The following is a 20,536-nucleotide window of genomic DNA, read 5'->3' as shown; positions in this document are numbered from 1 at the left end:
CGCCCTGCCACGCGGGGTGCACGGGAGAGACGTCGGGGTCGCCATCTCGACCCACGGTCGCCACGTGCGCCCATTCGCTCAGGACGGCGGTGGCCTAGTACCACGCGACCAGGCCGGCCATCGAGGCGTCCGCGGGAGCGAGGTTTGTCATAGAGCCAAGATCGAACCGGAGGTCGGGGTGATCACGCCGAGCCACCCCGATCATTCCGGGCGACAAGTCGATTCCGAACACGTCCGTGCCCAGTTGACGCAGGTGAGCCGTGATCCTCCCCGTCCCGCATCCCGCATCCGCGACTGGCCCCCCACCCTGGGCCCGCACCAGATCGGCGAACAACGCCAGGACAGCGCGCTCTTCGGGTGTTTCATCCAGAAGGTGACGCGTAAGGTCTGCATAACTGGCAGCGACGGTGTCGTATGACGCCCGCGTTTCTTCCAGCCAGCCATCAGGGTTCGGTCCCATTCCCACGACCGCAGGTTACCCACCAGCCCAAACGGGACGAGGCTTTAGCTCAGCGAAGTTGGAATCGACTGCACCACAGCTGATCCTCAATCGATTCCACCGCGACTTGCTCGCTCGGAGCAAGAGGGCGCCGTCCCCTTGCGCCGAATCGGCCTGGCCTACAAGGGAAATCGACTGGCCGAGTACTGATTCGAAGAAGTGGAGGGGCCAGATCGCGACCGTCGAGCAGTTCGATCTCGGTCAGCTCCCAGTTCGACCTCTCTCCGGCCGAAGCCGAGTTCCTCACCTGCCACAGCCTGTACGACAAGTGCTACACCGCCAACCACCTGCTTGCCCATTACCTGCTCGGCGAGGTATGCGACGACAACTCCCGGGCTCTGCGAACCGGGCGGTCGGCGGGCGGAATCTGTTGCGCCGCCGAACATCCACTACTGGCCCGAACTCGCCAGAAGGCTGCGTAGTGCATTGTTCGAACCGGCCGCGCAGTTTTGTCGGAAAAGAAACGGACTGAGGTCATCTCGGGCTGACTGACTCCACAGAACGTTCTGCGGTGCCGAGTTGCGCCCGAATTGACCTCAGGCCCGATCGTCAGAGGCTGGTCGACGCCGTGGCGAACTCGCCGGCGCGCGCCAGGGCGATGTCCTCGTCGACCTCGTGCCGGGTCAAGCGCCGGCTGCTGGGGCCGAGGCCGAATCCGGCCAGTAGCGCTGCCACCGCGAAGAAGGCCGCGCCGGTGAAGAAGGCGATGCGGTAGGCGCCTTCGGCGGGCAGGGCCACGACAGCACCGTTGGGCAGGGCGTGGCGCAGGGTGTCGCTGGTGAGGATCGTGACGACCAGCGCGCTGCCGATGGCGCCGCCCACGGTGCGCATGATCGAGTTGATCGAGTTGGCGATTCCGGTTTCGTGCGGTGCGACATTGGCGACCAGCAGGGCGGGCATGGCGGCGTAGGCGATCGCGATCGCGGCATTCGCGACGACCAGTGCGACAACGACTTCCGCGCTCGTCGCGTGCAGCAACGCGAGGGCGGTGAGAGCGCACAGTCCGATGACGCTGGCGAGCAGCAGGACAAAGCGCGGGCCGATCCGCCCGACCAGACGCCCGGCGAGTGGACCCATCACCACCGACACCACGGCCCCCGGCAGCATGAAGGCAACACTCGTGCGCAGCACCGAGGCGTCGAAACCGAACCCCGCCAGCGCCCGCGGCGTCGCCACGAAATAGGTCGCCCCCAGGAACACGCTGAACATCGCGAAACCGACGCAGAAACTGGCCAGGTTGGTCACCGCGACCGGCCGATGCGCCAGCAGCGAGGTCGCCACCAGCGGCTCACGCAGCTTGGACTGCAGCAGTAGGAACCCGGCCAGCACGATCGCCGCGGCCACGAACAGCCCGATCACTCGCGCGCTGCCCCAACCCCATTCGTGTCCCTGCGAGATCGGCAGCAGCAGGCAGACCAGACCGGTGCCGAGGACCGCGGCACCCACGTAATCGACACGGCCGCCCTGCCCCGCGCGGCGCGGCAGCGTCACGAACGCCAGCACCAGCACCACCGCCGTCAGCACGACGCACAGCCAGAAGATGCGGCGGTAGTCCGCACCGCCCTGCGTCAGCAGACCCGTCGCCACCAGCGCAACACCGCTACCCACGCCCAGGGTCGATGCGGTGACGGCCAACGCCGCGGTCAGGCGCTCGGCGGGAAGTTCGTGACGCAGCACGCTGATCGCCAGCGGGAACAGACCGAAACTGGCTCCCTGCAGGGCCCGTCCGACGATGAGCAGATCGATGCTGTGCGCCGACGCGGCGAGCAGGCTGCCGGCCAGCGTGACCACGAGCGTCGACAGCACGACCGGTTTGTGCCCGTAGACATCACCCAGTCGCCCGAGCAGCGGCGTCAGCGCCGAGGCGGCCAGCATCGTCGCCGTGGTCACCCATCCGACCGTCGTCGCCGAGACCCCGAGTTGCAGACCGATCTGCGGGAGCGCCGGTACGGGCAGCGTCTGGGCCATGGCCAGAAGAAACACAGTGCTGGCCATGGTCAGCACGATCGCGGTCGGCGACGAAGCACGCCGGAGCTCGAGCGGGGAGGTCATTGCTGGCACGCTACGCTGGAATCGACACACTGTCGATTATGATAGACGCCACGTCGATAGCCGGAATGAAAATCGCTCTAGGGTGAGGTCATGGCGCAGAAGGGCGGAGACGGAGTGAACCGGACCCAAGACACGACCGAAGGTCTCCGCCGCCGCGGCGCCATGTCCAAGGGTGATCAGCGCGAGGCCCAGATCCTGCATGCGACCCGCCACCTGCTGACGAAGAAGCCGATGGCCAACCTGACCGTCGACGACATCACCAACGCGACCGGCATCTCACGCACCAGCTTCTACTTCTACTTCCCCTCCAAGCAGGCGGTCTTCGCCCGCCTCATGGAGGACGTGAGCGACCGCTATGCGCAAACCCACGTCTGGCTGCCGTCCACTGGCCCGCAGCGCGAGCTCCTGCGCACCCAGCTCAACGGAGCGGCCGAGATCTGGCACGACAACAGCGCGATCCTCGTCTGCTCGCTCGAGGGCTACGACAGCAGCTACCCCCCGCTGACCGAGTTCATCGCCGGCATCCAGGCACGATTCACCGCCGGGCTCGCGGCCAAGATCGACCGCGACCGCGCGGCGGGGCTCGCTCCCGAGGGGATCGACTCGGCAACGCTCGCGGGCCTGGTTGCGCTCATGCGCGACGGGCGGCTCTCCCAGTTGTCAGCAGCGCCCCAGGATGACATGCCCAGCAGCATCGACGACCTCGCCGAGGCGATTTTGCGCTTGATCTACGGCCGACTCGATTGACATCGCCATGCGGTGCCCGGGGCGTGGCCAGGATCGGCGGCTGATTCGCGAATCTGTCGCACTGAAGATCGGGGCCGGAACCGCTGAGCGGGAAGGTCGTTGGATAGTGCCGAGCCGGATCGACGCCGGATGCGGAACGGGCAGTGTGCGAATCGATTTCACCGAGGCAAGCTGTACGCACCGCGAGGTGACGCTGAACGTAGGATCGGGTGGCATGACCTCCCGGGCTGGGTCTGCTGTGCTCGCCAGACGCGGTCGGTCGAGACCGCCTACCGAACTGCTGCGGAGTCGTGACGGGCGTTGTGTTCGACGGCGGCGAAGACGATCACCACGAGCGCCCCGCTGTACAGGAATGCCCGGCCGAATGCGGTCAGCGGCAGCACATCTGCGGCGGCGAGCCCCGTCATTGCCAATCCGGAAACGGCGTTGACCGCTGCCACGCCGGTCGCGAGCGGCGCTGGGACGGTCGGGCAAGCGGCGATCCGGCTCAGCACAGCCGCGCCACCGAGCATGCCCAATCCGAACAGCATCGACACGGCCGTGGGCAGGCCCAGCGGATCTCGCAGCAGGGGAGCGGCGGTCAGCAGGCCAATGCCGAAAACGCCTGTGCTCCAGGCATCCACGCGTAAGGCGGCGCGCAGGCCGGGACCGGGTCGACTGGTGGTCAGCATGGTCATTCGAAACTCCTTGTCGCCGAGGGACCGCCGGTGCGGGCCGCTGAGATCGACAGTGCCGGGGCGCGGTCGCGGTCTCAATAACTTCGGAGGTCATGGCCGCACCTACCCGCCCGCCGATATGCTGCGGCGATGACCCAGACCATGCCCAGGGTGGGCGCGCTGTTGCGGGAATGGCGGCAACGGCGGCGGCTCAGCCAACTGGACCTGGCGCTGGCAGCGGACACCTCCGCGCGGCACGTGTCCTACGTGGAGACCGGGCGCGCTCGCCCCAGCCGGGCCATGGTGCTGCGACTGTGCGACGTGCTGGAAGTGCCACTGCGCGAACGCAATACCCTACTGCTCGCGGGTGGCTACGCACCCGAGTATCGAGAGAGCGACCTCGACGACGCGGATCTCGCGGCGGTGCGCTCGGCCCTGGACGCCATCCTGTCGGCACATGAACCGTATCCCGCGGTGGTGGTGGACCTGCACTGGAACATGGTCATCGGCAACAAGGCGATGGGTGTGCTGATGAGCGGAATCCCTGAGCACCTGCTGACGCCCGAGGCGAACGTCTACCGGCTCGTACTGCATCCGAAAGGGCTCATCCAGCACCTGGTGAACGGGCACCAGATTCGGCATCTCTTCCTCGAGCGACTGACCCGCCAGGTCGGTGCGACCGGCGATGCCCGGCTGTGCGCGCTCCTCGAGGAGATCTCCGCGTATCCGGAGCCGGCCGAGCCCGACCCTGAGCCGGTCGAATCCGGCCCCTTCGCGGTTCCCATGCGTATTCGCACCCCGATGGGCGTGCTGTCGATGTTCAGCACCATGGCCACCTTCGGCGCGCCCGCCGACGTCACCCTGTCCGAACTGGCCATCGAATTGTTCTATCCGCTCGACGAATTCACGGCGACAGCCCTGCGGGGTCGCGTGGTTCCGTAACCGTGGTCCGAACTGTCAGTGATCAGGACTCGGCGGTTGGAGTCCCGGAGGAATTCGGACCGGGTTCGTCGCTGGATGGAACCGGACCGGGCTTGCGGTTTTCCGGAGGGCCGCGCAATCCCTTCGGTGCTGCGCGGCCGGCGGACTCGGGCGCTCAGTTGTAGGACTTGGCGACGCCGTCGAGGAGGTGTTCGAGGGTGTCGTAGTCGGGTGGGCTGACCTGGTTGACGAGGTTCACGTCGACCGGGACCTGGTGGGCGGCGGTGGTATTCGTGAACAGGGTCACGTCGGTGGGGCGGAAGCCGTGTTCGGCGGCCAGGCGCTGCAGGTCGGGGTCGGTGGTGAGGAGCTTGCCGATCCGGTCGCCCTTGTCGTCGAGGGGGACCACGGTGTGCTGGGACATGACCGTCGGCCTGGGGTACATCAGGACCATGTCGGGCTTGAGCTGGTTGTGCACGGCCGCGTCGACGTACTGGGCCTCGTAGATCCAGGCCATGGGGACGGTGCCCATGCCGTTGGACAGGTAGTCCTTGAAGGGGCCGTCACTGCTGGACTCGGTGAAGCCCTGCCGGGTGAACAGGCGTGAAACGCGGGACACCGCAAAGTCTTCCGCCTTGGCGCCGCGCACGATGGTGTTGTCATTCGCGACGTAGGCGGTCACCGCCAGATACATGGCCGCCGAGTTGGAGGTGCGCGGATCGGTCGTGGAGACCAGCACGTTCTTGGGCACCGAATAGGTCGAGTTGCCCTCCAGCTGGTTCCACTGGACGCCCTTCTCGGCCAGCGACAGGTACTTCTCGACGTCGAAAGTCGTTGTTGTGCCGGACTGCACGATCCCGGCCTGGGTCAGCAGGTCGGCGATCGGCTTGAAGGTGGCGATGGCCATGGGGGAGGAGAACGGCACGTACTTACCGGTCACTCCGCTCTTGCGCTGAACCAGCTCCGCGGCGGCCGAGCTGGACGGGAAGGCGAAGTCGTACTTGCCCAGATCCACCGAGGTGGCGATCTGCCGGGACCCCGCGGGCTCCACGTCCACCTTGAACCCGTGCTTGGCCAATGCGTCGGCGACCTTGGGATCGTCGAAGAACGCCGACTTCTCCGAACCGGCCACACCGTGCACAGTGGTCAGGGCCGTCGCGGCGGTGGTTCCCGACGGTGAATCCGGTTGCCGCACAGCCATGATCACCGCGAACGCCAGCACCACCGCGACACCCGCCGCGACCACGCCCAGCGCCCGCTTGTTCTCGACCAGCCGAGCCGGAACGAATCGTCCTGCGACAGCCGCGAATACGCTCGTGGTCTCCGCCGGATGCCCATCCGGCGAACCCCCCTCGCCGACCGCCGCCTTGGTCAGATCCACCTCCGTGGCAGCATTCATGGAGCGCTTCGGATCCAATTCCCGCCGCGCAATCCGCTCGACGAGAATCGGTACGAACTCCCGCACCGAATGCCCCTCGAACCGCTTGCGCACCGCCCCCACCACGGCTTCGACCCGTTCTGCCGGATGCGCCTCGCCATAGTCCTCGACCAGGCGATTCGTCACCTCCCGCAGTGCCTTCTCTTCCCGCGCAGCATCGACCGCCACAGCATCTCCTCGACCTCACACCGAATTCCGTTGCACGGCAGGAAATTGCGACAAGCCGCGCCGACCGGACCCTATCGGCGGCGGGTGCCGATCCGTGATCGAAAACGGAAACGGCAAGTGCGGGTCCGGCGAATTCCCGGTGACCTCGGCGGCGGAAGACGGTGCCATTCGCGTCGGAAGGCGGTGCGATCCACTGCCTCACGCGGCACGGCGATGGGCCGCCGCGGCCTCAGGCTTGGCCGGGGAAGGCCACGGTGGCGGGGCTGGTGCCCAGGATCGACTGCCAAGTGGCAAGGCGCACAGCGCATTCGGTGAGCGCCTCGATACCGGTCCGGCGGAGATCGGGGTTGCCGGAGCGTTCGACCACCGAGCGCCAGGCCGCCGCCGCGTCGGATTCGACGGTCACCGCCAGCTTGGCCGCCGGAATCGGGTCATTCACCGGAATGGGAGAGGTGTAGGCGGCGGCGGGCTCGGGAACCGCTGCGCCGGAAGCCTTCAGCGTGTCGATGGTGGCGTCACGGCGGGCGCGGTGGGATGCCGTGTACTCCGCGACGAGTTTGTCGCGGTCGTGGTTGGCGTAGGCCGCGATCACGCCGTAGGCGTAGACAGCGGCGTATTCGGCGCTCAACGCATCGATGAGTGCCTGCTGGTCGGTTGTGGTCATGCCAGGAGAACCCCCGCGTGGGTAGCGCACGACGCGCTGATCGAAGAGAGGAGACCGGCGCGGTAGCCGGAGAGCTGGGCCGACAGGTCGGCCGCCGAACGCTGGGACTGCTGGAGCTGGGTGCGCAGGACGGCGACGCCCGGAGGCGGGACGGGCGCGGTCGGGGTGACCGGCGGGGTGCGGCGGCTGGGGGTGCTGCCGTCGCCGTAAACGCCTATGGCGCGGTCGATTTCGGTGCGCAGGGCATCGGCGTGCGCGGTGCGCTGGGTGGCGATGGTCTGCAGCGCACCGGCCTTGTCGGGAGAAGTCGCGATGGCGGCGGTCGCGGCGGCCGCGTCGGTACGGGCCGAGGTCTCCTGCGCGATCAGCGGATCCGGAGCGGCAGGGGTGTCGTTCCTGGTGCAGGCGGCCAGCGCGCCCACCGCAGCCACGGCCAGTATGCCGCCACCGGCCAGCCGCAGCACGCTGCGGCGGTTCACGGCGGGGAGGGGAGGTTCGGGGATGGGGGAGGACCCGGTTCGGTCCCGCGGGACCGTGAGACCGACGACACCGGCCGGAAGGCCGCTCTGACTGCTGGGCACGGCATACATCGTGCCAGCCGTCGCGGACAGCTTGCTGCGTGAGGGCCGTCGGATAGGCTGTGATCTGGAACGACGGGGAACCGTCATGGGCGCGTCGTGCTGGACACGCCGTCAGCACCACAGCGCCGACCATGCCGAAATCGAGCGAGTTGGCTGGTCCTTTACACTCTTTCCGCGCGTTACGCTAGACCTTCGGCACGGCATTTCGCCGAATCCTCCCTCCCGAGGGCGGAGACGGGTCTGCCGACCGTGCCCGACCAGTATCGATACCGACAACTCAACCCGTGACAACTGAACCAGGAGCCGCCCCACATGCCGATGCCGACCGAGGAAAGGGTGAGCCAGCTAGTTGCTGAGCTCGTCGAACGCCGAGGATTCGACCTCGAAGGCGTTGCGATTTCGGCTGCCGGTACAGCGCAGGCCAAGCTCAAGGTCACCGTCGACAGCGACGGATCCCCCGACCTGGACGCCGTCGCGGAACTCAGCTCGGAGATCTCGCAGACCCTCGACGACGTCGGTGACTTCGGCGAGACCGCCTACATGCTCGAGATCACCACCCCCGGCATAGACCGGCCCCTCACCTCCCCGCGCCACTGGCGGCGCGCCCAGGGCCGCAAGGTGAAGATCGTGCTGCGCCCCGGCGCCGAATCACCGGAGGAGAAGGGCAAGACCACGTTCGAGGCCCGCGTCGGCGTCGTCACCGAGACCGACGTCGCCCTGGTCCTCGGCGGCAAGCGGAAGCCACACCGGGTGACGGTGCCGCTCGCCGATATCCAATCCGCCGTCGTGCAGGTGGAATTCGCTCCACCCGGCGCGGCCGAACTGGAACTCGCAGGGGGAGTAGCGCCGGGCCGTCCCCAGCCCGGTGCGCAGGAGGGATCCGAAAACGAAGCAGCAGAGTCCGATTCACTGAACGAAGGGATCGTGGAATGAACATCGAAATCGAAGCCCTGCGCGCGATTGTCGCCGACAAGGGGATCTCGATGGAGACGGTGATCTCCGCGATCGAGTCCGCCTTGCTCACCGCCTACCGGCACACCGAGGGCCACCAGCCCACCGCCCGCATCGACATCAACCAGAAGACCGGTGTCGTGCGTGTGATGGCCCGCGAGCTCGACACCGACGGCAACGTCATCTCCGAATGGGACGACACCCCCGAAGGTTTCGGCCGCATCGCCGCCACCACCGCCCGCCAGGTCGTGCTGCAGCGGCTGCGCGACGCCGAGAACGAGAAGTCCTTCGGCGAGTTCTCCACCCACGAGGGCGACATCGTCGGCGGTGTGGTGCAGCGCGACGCCCGCATGAACGCCCGCGGCACCGTCGTGGTCCGCATCGGCTCGGAAGCCCATGGCGCGGAAGGCGTCATCCCGCCCGCCGAGCAGGTGCCGGGCGAGACCTACGAGCACGGCGACCGCATCAAGTGCTACGTGGTCGGTGTCTCGCGCGGCCCGCGCGGCCCACAGATCACCCTCTCGCGCACCCACCCCAACCTGGTGCGCCGCCTGTTCGCGCTGGAGGTCCCCGAGATCGCCGACGGCTCGGTGGAGATCGTGGCCGTGGCCCGCGAGGCCGGGCACCGCTCCAAGATCGCCGTGCGTTCGACGGTCCCCGGCGTCAACGCCAAGGGCGCCTGTATCGGCCCGATGGGCCAGCGCGTGCGCAATGTGATGAGCGAGCTGGCCGGCGAGAAGATCGACATCATCGACTACGCCGAGGACCCGGCCACCTTCGTCGGGAATGCGCTGTCGCCGTCGAAAGTTGTATCCGTCACCATCGTGGACCCCGAGGCCCGCGCCGCGCGGGTGGTGGTTCCGGACTTCCAGCTCTCTCTCGCCATCGGCAAGGAGGGCCAGAATGCCCGCCTGGCGGCCCGGCTCACCGGCTGGCGCATCGACATTCGTTCCGATGCGGCGCCCGAGGTCCAGGGTGGTGTGCGTCCCGCGGCGGCGGCCGGCGGTGGCGAGGCCCACCGGGGTTGATCTTGCCGGATCCATCCGGCCCGGTCGGTCCCGAGATTTGTGAAACAGACCTCTGGGATGACAGGTTGGTAACTTCCAAGGGGTACGGATGCGGAGATCGGGACGTGACAGCGGTAGAGTGGACGCAGGCTCAGCGCGAGTCTTCGGCTTCTCTGCGCGCCGAGCGGGTGTCAGCAAGATCGAAACCCGTCCGGACCTGCATCGGATGTCGCAGACGCGAGCTGGCCGCCGATCTGATGCGGGTCGTGGCGCAAGGGTCTGCCTCCGGGCAGGACGTTGTCGTCATTCCGGATCCGCGGCACAGACTTCCCGGAAGGGGTGCCTGGTTGCACCCCTCTTCGGCTTGTCTGAGCCAAGCAGTTCGGCGCCGAGCATTCGGCAGAGCACTACGAGTGTCCGGACATCTGGATATCTCAGCCCTGGAGCATTACGTAGAGAACAGGCACGAGCACTCATGAGCAAACCGTGAAGTCCCAGAAATGATCGGCCTTCGAAATTAGTCGAGGTCGTGCGGGCGTCCCGTCGTGATACGGGCTGCTGCGCTCGACCTCTGAGTGAGGAGAGCAGTGGCAGGCAAGGCCCGCGTGCACGAGTTGGCTAAAGAACTCGGTGTCACGAGCAAAGAACTACTCGCGCGGCTCAAGGAGCAGGGCGAGTTCGTGAAGTCGGCGAGCTCGACGGTGGAAGCACCCGTCGCGCGCCGGCTGCGGGAGTCGCTCGCACCCAAGAGCACCCCGTCCAATGGGACCGCAAAGTCGGCGACCCCCAAGCCCAGCGGTGACGGCGCCCCGCGTCCGGCCGCCAAGCCGGCCGCCCCCGGTGCCGGTCCCCGTCCGGGCCCCCGCCCGACGCCGCAGGCTCCGGCCCCCGCGCCGCAGGCTCCGGCCCCCGCGCCGCAGGCTCCGGCCCCGGCTCCGCAGGTGGCTCCGGCTGCCCGCGCCGAGTCGGTCGAGGCTCCGGCTGCCCGTCCGGCAGCCCCGGGCCCGAAGCCCGCTGTTCGCGAAAACGTCGCTCCCGCAGCGGCTTCCGCGTCGGCTACCCCGTCCGCTCCGGCCCCGCAGGCCCCGCGTCCGAACGCGCCGCGTCCGGGTGCCCAGGCCCCGCGTCCGGCTCAGCAGGGCAGTGCCCCGGCGGCTCAGCAGGGCGCCCAGCGTCCGGCCGGACCCAAGCCGGGTCCGAAGGCGCCGCGGGTCGGTAACAACCCGTTCTCCTCGGCTCCGGAGCGTCCGGCGCCGCGTCCGGCCCCCCGTCCGGGCCAGCAGCAGGGCGGCCCGCGTCCGGGTCAGCACCAGGGCGGTCCCCGTCCGGGTCCGGCCCAGGGTGGTCCCCGTCCGGGTCAGCACCAGGGCGGTCCCCGTCCGGGTCCGGGCCAGGGTGGCCCGCGTCCGGGTCCCGGTCAGGGCGGTCCGCGCCCCGGCCCGGGTCAGGGCGGTCAGCGTCCGGCCGCGGCCGGTCAGGGCGGTCCCCGTCCGGGTGGCCCGCGTCCCAGCCCCGGCTCGATGCCGCCTCGGCCCAACCCGGGTGCCATGCCCGCGCGCGCTCAGCGCCCGGCCGGTCCGGGTGGCGCAGGCCGTCCGGCGCGTCCGGGTGGTCCGGGCGGCGCCGGTGGCGGTCGTCCCGGTGGCGGCGGCGGTGGCTACCGCGGCGGCGGCGCTCCCGGTGGCGGTCAGGGTGCCGGCGCCGGTGCCGGTACCGGTGGTGCTCCCGGTGGTTTCCGCGGCCGTCCCGGTGGTGGTGGCGGCGGTGGCCGTCCCGGTTCCGGTGGTGGTCGCGGCGGTGCCGCGGGTGCCTTCGGACGTCCGGGTGGCGCTCCCCGCAAGGGTCGTAAGTCGAAGCGGGCGAAGCGCGCCGAGTACGAGAACCAGCAGGCGCCCATCGCCGGTGGCGTGCGGCTGCCGCGCGGCAACGGCGAGATCGTTCGCCTCGCCCGTGGCGCGTCGCTGTCCGACTTCGCCGAGAAGATCGGCGCCAACCCGGCCTCGCTGGTGCAGGCGTTGTTCAACCTCGGTGAGATGGTCACCGCTACCCAGTCGGTGAACGAGGAGACCCTCGAGCTGCTGGGTTCGGAGATGAACTACGTCGTGCACGTGGTCTCTCCGGAGGACGAGGACCGCGAGCTGCTCGCCAACTTCGACCTCACCTACGGCGAGGACGACGGCGACGAGGCAGACCTGCAGGTCCGTCCGCCGGTCGTGACCGTCATGGGTCACGTCGACCACGGTAAGACCCGACTGCTGGACACCATCCGTAAGGCCAACGTCCGTGAGGGCGAGGCCGGCGGCATCACCCAGCACATCGGCGCCTACCAGGTGCTGGCCGAGGTCAACGGCGACGACCGTCTCATCACCTTCATCGACACCCCCGGTCACGAGGCGTTCACCGCCATGCGTGCCCGTGGTGCGAAGGCCACCGACATCGCGATCCTCGTGGTCGCGGCCGACGACGGCGTCATGCCGCAGACGGTGGAGGCCATCAACCACGCGCAGGCCGCGGACGTGCCGATCGTGGTGGCGGTCAACAAGATCGACAAGGAAGGCGCGAACCCGCAGAAGATTCGCCAGCAGCTGACCGAATACGGTCTGGTCGCCGAGGAATACGGTGGCGAGACCATGTTCGTGGACATCTCGGCGAAGCAGGGCACCAACATCGAGTCGCTGCTCGAGGCGGTCGTCCTGACCGCGGACGCGGCCCTCGACCTGCGGGCGAACCCGGACATGGACGCGCAGGGTGTGGCCATCGAGGCCCACCTCGACCGCGGCCGTGGCCCGGTGGCCACCGTCCTCGTCCAGCGCGGCACGCTGCGCGTCGGCGACTCGATCGTGGCGGGCGACGCCTACGGTCGCGTGCGCCGCATGGTCGACGAGCACGGCGACGACGTCGAGGCGGCGCTGCCGTCGCGGCCCGTCCAGGTCATCGGTTTCACCTCGGTGCCCGGCGCGGGTGACAACCTGCTCGTCGTCGAGGAAGACCGCATCGCGCGTCAGATCGCCGACCGCCGCAACGCTCGCAAGCGCAACGCCCTGGCCGCGCGCAGCCGCAAGCGGATCTCCCTGGAAGATCTGGATGCCGCTCTGAAGGAGACCTCGGAGCTGAACCTGATCCTCAAGGGCGACAACTCCGGTACCGTCGAGGCCCTCGAAGAGGCGCTGCTCGGTATCGATGTGGGCGACGAGGTGCGGCTGCGCGTCATCGACCGCGGTGTCGGTGGCGTCACCGAGACCAACGTCAACCTGGCGTCGGCGTCGAACGCGATCATCATCGGGTTCAACGTCCGGGCCGAGGGCAAGGCGACCGAGCTGGCGAACCGCGAAGGCGTGGACATTCGCTACTACTCGGTCATCTACCAGGCGATCGACGAGATCGAGAAGGCCCTCAAGGGTCTGCTCAAGCCGATCTACGAGGAGCACGAGCTGGGTCGGGCGGAGATCCGCCAGATCTTCCGGTCCTCCAAGTTCGGCAATATCGCGGGTTGCTGGGTGCTCTCGGGCTCGGTCAAGCGCAACGCCAAGGCGCGCCTGATCCGCGACAACGTGGTGGTCGCCGAGACCACCATCCAGTCGCTGCGTCGCGAGAAGGACGACGTCACCGAGGTCCGCGAAGGCTACGAGTGCGGTATGACCGTGGGCTTCAACGACATCAAGGACGGCGACATCATCGAGGCCTACGAGCTGCGGGAGAAGCCGCGCGACTAGGAAGCAGTACACGATCCCGCCGGGCCTCCGAGCCCGGCGGGGTTGTGCCCCTTCCCTTTCCGGGTAACCGTGCGCGCATTCCCCGGGGCGCGTTCATATGACTGAAAAGATGTTCTTCGGAGCGCTCGAGTTCGATATCTTGCTCGGTGATGTGCATTCACTGAAAGAGAAGCGCTCTGTCATCCGCCCCATCCTCGCCGACCTGAAGCGGTTCGAGGTGAGTGTCACCGAGGGCGGAGATCATGACCGGTATCGCCGGGCATTGCTCGGTGTGGCAATGGTCAGCTACGGCATGAATCATCTGACCGAGGTGCTGGACAAATGTGAACGGCACGTCGCCAATCGTCCGGAGTTACAGTTGCTGGCGGTACGCCGTCGCGTCTTCGGACCCGAAGACTGAAGAAGTGAGGAGGGCTCGGCATGGCTGATCAGGCTCGAGCACGCCGACTCGCGAAGCGCATCTCGTCCATCGTCGCCACGGCGATCGAATACGAGATCAAGGATCCGCGACTGCGGTTCGTCACCATCACCGACGCCAAGGTGACCGGTGACCTACGCGAGGCGACCATCTACTACACCGTCATGGGCGAAACCATCGACGCCGAACCCGATTTTGCGGAAGCCGCCGCCGGCCTGTCGAAGGCCGCGGGGATTCTGCGGTCCAAGGTCGGTGCGGGCACCGGGGTGAAGTTCACCCCGACGCTGGCGTTCAAGCTGGACACCGTGCCCGACGCGGCCCGCGAGATGGAGGAGCTGCTGGCCAAGGCCCGCGCCTCCGACGCGCGCGTGGCGCAGGTGGCGGTCGGCGCGAACTACGCCGGTGAGGCGGACCCGTACAAGTCGGACGAGGACGAGGAAGACGACGAAGCCTGACCACGCCGTGACCCCCGTTGATGTCACCCCTGCCGTCGAGGTTCTCGAGGCCGCGAAATCGGTGACGATTCTCTGCCACATCCAGCCCGATGCCGATACGGTCGGCAGCGGGCTGGCCTTGGCGCAGGTGCTGCGCCGACGCGGGGTCCCGGTCGTCGTCTCCTTCGCCGAACCGGCCGAACTGCCGGTGTCCATGCGGTCGCTGCCCGGCACGGAGTTGCTGGTCCGCGCCGACCAGGTGCCGCGCGAGGCCGATGTCCTGGTGTCCGTGGACTGCGGCAGTGCCGGACGGCTCGGCTCGCTGCGTGACCGATTGGACAGCGCCGCAACGACTTTGGTCATCGACCACCACCGGTCCAACACCCGCTTCGGTCAGGTCAATGTCGTGGACGAGGCCGCCGAATCCACCGCGGGCGTCATCGCCCGCATCCTGGAGGCGTGGGGCGAACCCATCGATCGCGATATCGCGCACTGCCTCTACGCCGGATTGGTTACCGACACCGGCTCTTTCAAATGGGTGCGCCCCGGCTCCCACACCCTGGCCGAACGCCTCCTGGCCACCGGCATCGACGGCGCGGCCATCACCCGCACCCTGATGGACACCCATCCTTTCGCCTGGCTCCCCATGCTGTCCAGGGTCCTGGCCTCCGCCCAGCTGATTGCGGATGCCGCCGCCGGCGCGGGCCTGGTCTACGCGGTCGTCCGCCGCGAGGACACCGAAGCCGTCCGCTCCGAAGAGGTCGAGAGCATCATCGACCTCATCCGCACCACCGCCGAGGCCCAGGTCGCCGCGGTCTTCAAGGAATCCCGTACCGACCCGGACCACTGGACGGTCTCCCTGCGCTCACACGACGCCGCCGACGGCTCGCCCGGCCTCGACGTCGCCCGCGTCGCCACCGCCCTCGGCGGCGGCGGACACCGCTATGCCGCAGGCTATTCCACCACCGGCCAGGCCCCGGACCTGCTGGCGAACCTCCTCCGCGAACTCGGCTGACCCGGGTCCCGGTGTCCCTCAGTTCGATTCGTCACCGCGGTCCGTGGTCGACCCGCCGATGCCGCGCAGGGTGATGTAGGCGAACAAGGCGCCCATGACGGCGATGCCCGCCCACATGGCCTGATGCCATCCGTCGACGAAGGACCGCTGGGCGGCGTGGATCAGGTCCGGTGCGTGCGTGCCGGTGCTGCCCGCGACTTCGACGGCGTTGGCGATGCCTTCGCGGGCGGTATCGGCGAGCGGCCCGGGGATGTCGTGCAGGCGATCGTCGATGGCGTCGTCGGCCGGGTCAGTCCGGCAGACCGAAAATGGTGACGCCCTTGGGGGCTTCGACTCGGTAGCCGAGGGTGATGACCGTCCGGTCCTGCGGCTCGAGGTCGCGTTTCCAGGTGAGGATGCCGAGGTCGTCGCGCTCGGTCGGGGGTGGTTTCAGGACCGTGTCGCGGACGGTGACAGTGGCGTCGCGGGCTACCGGCAGGCGGTCGAGGACAGTCACGGTGGTGGGGCGGGCGCCGTGGTTGGTGACGGTGATCGTGTACTCCATTTCGACGCGGCGGGCCGAACCGAGGGTCGCCTTGGAGGCATTGCGGCGCACCAGTTCTCGTTCGACGCGGATGCGATCGTCCACGCCGAGGGCGAGTTCGCGTTCCTCGCCGGGGGCCCAGAGGTCGAGATCGGTCGCGCCGACGTATTCGGTGTCGTTGAACAGGGACGCGCGGCCCTTGGGGAGGGTGTGCTCGGAGGTGTTGCGCGCGGTGGCGCGCAGGATCGCCTCGGGTGCGCGGATCGGCGCGGTCACGTGATCCAGATCGGCCTCGAGGTCGAGGGCGATGATCAGCGTGCGGTGTTCGGTGCCGTCGGCGGCGATGGCGACCGGGCGCTGCGGGGAGTAGGTGGCGGCGGTGGCCCCGTGCTCGACGGTCGTGACCGCTTCTCGGACCGGGGGCGGCGGCGGTGGCGGTGGCGGGAGCGCACCGGCGGGCGCGGGCGCCGCCGCGGCGAGCATGGGGTTCGCGCCGTCGGGGTCCCCGGACCGGGGAGCGCGCCGCCTGGCCATGAGTTTCGGCTCGGGTGGCGTGGTGCTGAGGTACCAGGGGCCCAGTTCGGGCACATCGAGGGCGGCGGCCGGGCGGGCGGTCGACAATTCGAGGCGGCATTCGGGCCAATCCTCGCCGGTCTGCTGGCGCACCAGTCCGAACCAGCGCAGGCTCAGGCCCCTGTCGTCGAGGCGCAGATCGTAGGTGCTGGTCCAGCGCGCGCCGGGCACCACATAGGACAGTTCCAGTTCGGCGGTGGCCGGTTGGGCGGCGTCGACGGTGATGACCGCGGCCCGGATGTCGGGGCGGTTCTTGCGGCCCAGGTCCGCCAGTCGCCGCTCGATCGCCCGCTTGTCCAGAATGTGCTCCTGCCGCAGGCGTTCTCGGTCGCGGCGTCCGGCATGTACGGCCCCGTATTGCGCCTCGAGACTGTCGCCGAAGGCGATGACCCGCTCGTCGGTCGTCTTGGCCAGGTGCCCGGCGGACTTGCGGACCAGGCGCTGCAGGAATTCGATGCGGGCGTCGGCGGCGCGGTCGGCGTCGGCGAGTTCGGCCAGCGCGGCATCCAGTTCGTTTCTGCGCGAGGTGAGCTCGGCGATCTGTACGTCGTCCGGCTCGGGCTGCCGTTCGGTGATGATGTTCACCCCGAGGACCGTCACGTCGCCCCGGCCCGCGACGCGGATCGAGTCGCGCAGCAGTTCCAGCGGCAGCGGTGACACGCGGATGCGATGTTCGCCCGCGTCCAGTGTCGCCTTGCCGGACCGGGTGACTCGGGCCCGATCCGGATAGACCGTGACCGCCGTGATTGTTGTCTCGAGATCCACCATGCCGCCCAGCCTGCCCGAGGAGCCGTCGTGAGTCGACGGGAATTCGCGCGGCGATATGACCGTGCCGGGGGAGGGCACCGCGAATAGCCGTCTGTCGGAGCGGAATTCGCAGGTGCGAGTTGTCCGGGGCGGCCGAGCGAGTTGCCCGGGGTGGCCGGGGAATTGGTGGCGAACCTGGTCCGCTGACTCAGCCGAAGCCGATCGGCGAGAACGCCGCTGGTGTGTCGGATGCGGACACGGACATATATTTGCTTGGCTATGGATTTCGATCGGTGGCCGGCGGCACGGTCTCGCTGCTTGCGGGATCTACAAAAGCGGTGGTGACAGGCGGGTTCGAGCGCGGGGCGGTCCGGTGCGGCTGGGTCGGGGTGGTGTGGGATGGTGGGCGGATGAGCAGTGCCGGCGTGGTGGATGGTGGCGGGGAGGACCCGGCCTTCATGGCCGCGTCGGCGGAGGACGCGGCGGCGGTGCGGGGCGCTGAGGCTGCGGCGGCCGGGCCGCGGCGGATTCTCGGGATCGCGGTGCCGACGCTGGGGGTACTGGTCGCTGAGCCGATTTATCTGCTGTTCGATATGGCGGTGGTGGGGCGGCTGGGGGCCTTGGCGTTGGCCGGGCTGGCAGTCGGGGGATTGATACTGGCGCAGGTCGGTTCGCAGTTGACGTTCTTGAGTTATGGGACGACGGCTCGGGCTGCGCGGCGGCATGGGGCGGGGGATGAGCGGGCGGCTGTTGTCGAGGGGGTGCAGGCCAGTTGGATCGCGGTGGGTGTGGGGTTGGCGATCGTGCTGGTGGTGCAGATCTTCGCGGGGCCGATCACGCGGGCCATCGCGGGTGGGGACGACATTGCGCGGGCGGCGGAGTCGTGGGTGCGGATCGCGTTGTTCGGGGTGCCGCTGATCCTGTTGTCGATGGCGGGGAACGGGTGGATGCGCGGGGTGCAGCAGACTCGCCGGCCGCTGATGTATGTGGTTGCGGGGCTGGTGGTTTCAGGGGTGTTGTGCCCGACGCTGGTGCACGGGCTGCTGGGGGCGCCGCGTATGGAGCTGGCGGGGTCGGCGGTCGCGAATCTGGTGGGGCAGTCGATTTCCGGTGCGCTGTTCGTGAGTGCGCTGTGGCGGGCGAAGGTGCCGCTCGCACCGCATCTCGAGATCATGAAGGCGCAGCTGGTGCTGGGGCGGGATCTGATCGTGCGGAGCCTGGCGTTCCAGGCGTCGTTCGTGTCGGCGGCGGCGGTGGCTTCGCGGTTCGGGGCGGCATCCGTGGCGGCGCATCAGCTGGTGCTACAGATCTGGAATTTCCTTGCGCTGACCCTGGATTCGCTGGCGATCGCGGCGCAGACCCTGGTGGGCGCGGCGCTCGGGGCCGGAAACGCGCGCGGCGCACAGGGTCTGGCGCGGCGGATCACGGGCTGGTCGACGGTCTTCTCGGTGCTGCTGGCGGCGGTGTTCGCGGCCGGATACTCGGTGATCCCGCGGTTGTTCACCGATGATCCGTCGGTGCTGGATCGCACCCACGTGGTGTGGTGGTTCTTCGTCGCCATGATCCCGGTGGCGGGCGTGGTGTTCGCGCTCGACGGCGTGCTGCTCGGCGCCGGCGATGCCGCGTTCCTGCGCAATGCCACGCTGGGGTCGGCGCTGCTGGGGTTCCTGCCGATGATCTGGCTGTCGCTGGCCTACGACTGGGGGATCGGCGGAATCTGGACCGGGCTGGTCGCTTTCATGCTGCTGCGCCTGGTCGCCGTCAGCTGGCGGGCGCTGTCCGGACGCTGGGCGCGGGTCGGAGCCGAGGTGCCGCGCCGCGCCGCCTAGGCGAAATGCGTTCGGCGGCAGTGGGATCGGCGGCCGAGGCGGGGAACGTGCCCCGGCCGCCGTCGAGCTAGTCGGCCGCGCCGTTCGCCTGGGCGGCGACCTGCCTTGCGAGGTTCTCGGCGACCTCGGCCTGCCAGTTCTCGTTGGCGTGGGTGGTGTCGACCTCGTATTCGAATCGGTCGGTCATCTCCGGCTTCACGTCGGCGACATCGACATAGAACTGCTCGTACCACCGCCGGTGCTGGTAGACCGGCCCGTCCTCCTGCGTCAGCAGCGGATTGTCGATGCGGGTCTTGTATTTCCAGATCTCCACGTCCTGCAGGAATCCGACGCCGAAGCTCTTGCCGAACGCTTTGGCCAGCTTCTCCGACTTCTCCGGCGGCAGGCCCTTGATGCGCTGCACGCTCACACCCCACTGCAGGACGAAGGAATTGTGCGTCACCGGGTAGTGGCAGTTGATGAGCACCACCTCGACGGTGTTGTCGCCGAAATCGTTGTGCAGGGTGTTGATCATGTAGGACGGCCCGTAATACGAAGCCTCCGAACGCAACAGCGACATCTCCTGCGAGTAGCTCGACTTCGCGTGCACATCCGGCCGACCCTTGGAGTGCAGGAACTGCGTCGCGACGTGTCCTTCGAACACATTCTTGAAATACACCGGGTACGCGTAGTGGATGTAGAAGAAGTGCGCCATATCGACGTTGTTGTCGATGATTTCGCGGCAGTGCGAGCCCTCGATGAGCAGGGTGTTCCAGTCCCAGTCGCTCCACTCGCCGGTGTCGATGCCCTCGATGTGCGGGATCGCGACCTCGGGCGGCGGCGGATTGCCCTCGGGATCGTTCCACACGAAGAACTGCCCGTTCTCCTCGCAGGTGATCCAGGATCTGGTGCGCGCCAACGGCGGAACGCGGCGGGCATAGGGGATGGCGGCGCACTTACCGTCGCCGCGCCAGCGCCAATCGTGGAAGGGGCAGGCGATATTGTCGTCCTTGACGCTGCCGTAGGCGAGGTCCGCACCCATGTGCCGGCAGTACCCGTCGAGGGCGTGCAGTTCGCCCTTGCTGTCGGACCAGATCACCAGTTTGGTGCCGAAGGCGTTGACCGAGTGTGGTTTTCCGTCCCGGAAGCTCTCGGCCAGCCCGAGACAGTGCCAGCCCCGGGCGAATCGGGTCATCGGCTCGCCGACATCGATGCTGCGATACTGCTGTTTCATGGGCGTCCTCCGCGATTGATGATCGGCGCCATCACGTCGGGCAGGAGTCTGTTGAGCCCGATGATGAGGCGGTTGTAGGCGGGAAAACTGATGTACTGCTTGTTCTTCGCGACGCCGTCGAGAATCGCGTCGGCGGCGGCGAGCGGCTTCACCTTGGCGAAGGGCAGCTTGTCGATGGAGGCGCGATAGTCGTAGCCGGGCAGGTTCACGGCACTGTCGAAAATGCCGGTGTCGACCACGCCCGGCAGCACCACGCTGACCTTGATGCCGTGTGCGGCGGCCTCGGCGCGCAGCGCGGTGCTCAGGCCGACCACGGCGTGCTTGGTGGCGGTGTACGCGACCGATCGCGCCACCGGCAGGACGCCCGCGCTGCTGGCGGTATTGACG

General features: G+C 68.4%; 20 protein-coding genes. 11 read left to right on the top strand and 9 right to left on the bottom strand.

The genetic code is table 11. The annotated features are described in order from the left end of the window. Positions 1–94: 94 nt before the first annotated feature. Positions 95–460, bottom strand: a complete 366-nt coding sequence (locus ACFXN1_RS48425; RefSeq protein WP_379464035.1) for a class I SAM-dependent DNA methyltransferase — start codon at positions 458–460, stop codon at positions 95–97. Between the two features lie 588 nt (positions 461–1,048). Further along, the gene (locus ACFXN1_RS48420; protein ID WP_379440269.1) at positions 1,049–2,551 is read right to left on the bottom strand and encodes an MFS transporter; all 1,503 of its coding nucleotides are present in this window, start codon (positions 2,549–2,551) and stop codon (positions 1,049–1,051) included. A 90-nt stretch (positions 2,552–2,641) separates the two neighbouring features. Between ACFXN1_RS48420 and ACFXN1_RS48415 the strand changes: the two genes are divergently transcribed. Further along, positions 2,642–3,298, top strand: coding sequence for a TetR/AcrR family transcriptional regulator (locus ACFXN1_RS48415; RefSeq protein ID WP_379398322.1), 657 nt, complete (start codon positions 2,642–2,644; stop codon positions 3,296–3,298). Between the two features lie 269 nt (positions 3,299–3,567). On the opposite strand, the gene ACFXN1_RS48410 is transcribed toward ACFXN1_RS48415, so the two are convergent. Beyond that, positions 3,568–3,975, bottom strand: coding sequence for a hypothetical protein (locus ACFXN1_RS48410; RefSeq protein ID WP_379398324.1), 408 nt, complete (start codon positions 3,973–3,975; stop codon positions 3,568–3,570). Between the two features lie 129 nt (positions 3,976–4,104). Here ACFXN1_RS48410 and ACFXN1_RS48405 point away from each other — a divergent pair, with 129 nt between their 5' ends. Continuing rightward, positions 4,105–4,896 carry a helix-turn-helix domain-containing protein gene (locus ACFXN1_RS48405; protein WP_379440271.1) on the top strand — a complete coding sequence of 264 codons (792 nt, stop codon included), beginning with the start codon at positions 4,105–4,107 and terminating at the stop codon, positions 4,894–4,896. A gap of 154 nt (positions 4,897–5,050) precedes the next feature. On the opposite strand, the gene ACFXN1_RS48400 is transcribed toward ACFXN1_RS48405, so the two are convergent. The 3 genes from ACFXN1_RS48400 to ACFXN1_RS48390 all read right to left on the bottom strand — a co-directional run bounded on the left by ACFXN1_RS48400 (position 5,051) and on the right by ACFXN1_RS48390 (position 7,726). Continuing rightward, positions 5,051–6,481, bottom strand: coding sequence for a three-helix bundle dimerization domain-containing protein (locus ACFXN1_RS48400; RefSeq protein ID WP_379440272.1), 1,431 nt, complete (start codon positions 6,479–6,481; stop codon positions 5,051–5,053). 229 nt (positions 6,482–6,710) lie between these two features. After that, positions 6,711–7,145, bottom strand: a complete 435-nt coding sequence (locus tag ACFXN1_RS48395; RefSeq protein ID WP_379440274.1) for a ferritin-like domain-containing protein — start codon at positions 7,143–7,145, stop codon at positions 6,711–6,713. Further along, on the bottom strand, positions 7,142–7,726 hold the full coding sequence (locus ACFXN1_RS48390; RefSeq protein ID WP_379464033.1) for a hypothetical protein: 585 nt from the start codon (positions 7,724–7,726) through the stop codon (positions 7,142–7,144). The genes ACFXN1_RS48395 and ACFXN1_RS48390 overlap by 4 nt, the downstream gene beginning before the upstream one ends. A 312-nt stretch (positions 7,727–8,038) precedes the next feature. Between ACFXN1_RS48390 and rimP the strand changes: the two genes are divergently transcribed. The 8 genes from rimP (at position 8,039) to ACFXN1_RS48350 (ending at position 15,579) form a co-directional block, all read left to right on the top strand. Continuing rightward, a complete protein-coding gene (gene rimP, locus ACFXN1_RS48385) occupies positions 8,039–8,659 on the top strand; it encodes a ribosome maturation factor RimP (protein ID WP_379440277.1) in 621 nt (206 codons plus the stop codon). Continuing rightward, positions 8,656–9,705 (top strand): transcription termination factor NusA, encoded by a 1,050-nt coding sequence (gene nusA, locus ACFXN1_RS48380; RefSeq protein WP_379398336.1) that lies wholly within the window; start codon positions 8,656–8,658, stop codon positions 9,703–9,705. Before rimP ends, nusA begins: the two co-directional genes overlap by 4 nt. Before the next feature lie 152 nt (positions 9,706–9,857). Next, on the top strand, positions 9,858–10,163 hold the full coding sequence (locus tag ACFXN1_RS48375) for a YlxR family protein (protein ID WP_379440322.1): 306 nt from the start codon (positions 9,858–9,860) through the stop codon (positions 10,161–10,163). Between the two features lie 108 nt (positions 10,164–10,271). Then, positions 10,272–13,397: a translation initiation factor IF-2 gene (gene infB, locus ACFXN1_RS48370; RefSeq protein WP_379440278.1), complete on the top strand. Its 3,126-nt coding sequence runs from the start codon at positions 10,272–10,274 to the stop codon at positions 13,395–13,397. 109 nt (positions 13,398–13,506) lie between these two features. After that, positions 13,507–13,797, top strand: coding sequence for a DUF503 domain-containing protein (locus tag ACFXN1_RS48365; RefSeq protein WP_040859602.1), 291 nt, complete (start codon positions 13,507–13,509; stop codon positions 13,795–13,797). Between the two features lie 20 nt (positions 13,798–13,817). Next, positions 13,818–14,270, top strand: coding sequence for a 30S ribosome-binding factor RbfA (gene rbfA, locus ACFXN1_RS48360; protein WP_379383592.1), 453 nt, complete (start codon positions 13,818–13,820; stop codon positions 14,268–14,270). A 7-nt stretch (positions 14,271–14,277) separates the two neighbouring features. Beyond that, positions 14,278–15,264 carry a bifunctional oligoribonuclease/PAP phosphatase NrnA gene (locus ACFXN1_RS48355; RefSeq protein WP_379440280.1) on the top strand — a complete coding sequence of 329 codons (987 nt, stop codon included), beginning with the start codon at positions 14,278–14,280 and terminating at the stop codon, positions 15,262–15,264. Between the two features lie 156 nt (positions 15,265–15,420). Further along, positions 15,421–15,579, top strand: a complete 159-nt coding sequence (locus tag ACFXN1_RS48350; RefSeq protein ID WP_379464031.1) for a hypothetical protein — start codon at positions 15,421–15,423, stop codon at positions 15,577–15,579. Here ACFXN1_RS48350 and ACFXN1_RS48345 read toward each other — a convergent pair. Continuing rightward, on the bottom strand, positions 15,554–17,128 hold the full coding sequence (locus ACFXN1_RS48345; RefSeq protein WP_379440283.1) for a DUF4139 domain-containing protein: 1,575 nt from the start codon (positions 17,126–17,128) through the stop codon (positions 15,554–15,556). The genes ACFXN1_RS48350 and ACFXN1_RS48345 overlap by 26 nt on opposite strands. Before the next feature lie 437 nt (positions 17,129–17,565). On the opposite strand from ACFXN1_RS48345, the gene ACFXN1_RS48340 reads away from it, so the two are divergent. After that, the gene (locus ACFXN1_RS48340) at positions 17,566–18,936 is read left to right on the top strand and encodes an MATE family efflux transporter (protein ID WP_379440324.1); all 1,371 of its coding nucleotides are present in this window, start codon (positions 17,566–17,568) and stop codon (positions 18,934–18,936) included. A 67-nt stretch (positions 18,937–19,003) separates the two neighbouring features. On the opposite strand, the gene ACFXN1_RS48335 is transcribed toward ACFXN1_RS48340, so the two are convergent. Then, positions 19,004–20,149: a Rieske 2Fe-2S domain-containing protein gene (locus ACFXN1_RS48335; protein ID WP_379440284.1), complete on the bottom strand. Its 1,146-nt coding sequence runs from the start codon at positions 20,147–20,149 to the stop codon at positions 19,004–19,006. Next, the coding region (locus ACFXN1_RS48330; RefSeq protein ID WP_379464029.1) for an SDR family NAD(P)-dependent oxidoreductase at positions 20,146–20,536 on the bottom strand (391 nt) is incomplete at its 5' end. The genes ACFXN1_RS48330 and ACFXN1_RS48335, both read right to left, overlap by 4 nt.

Origin of the sequence: Nocardia sp. NPDC059154 (genome assembly GCF_042755705.1) — a bacterium.
Classification (GTDB): Bacteria; Actinomycetota; Actinomycetes; order Mycobacteriales; family Mycobacteriaceae; genus Nocardia.
Note: the sequence above shows the minus strand (reverse complement) of the source record. Positions and strands in the feature narration are given on the sequence as shown.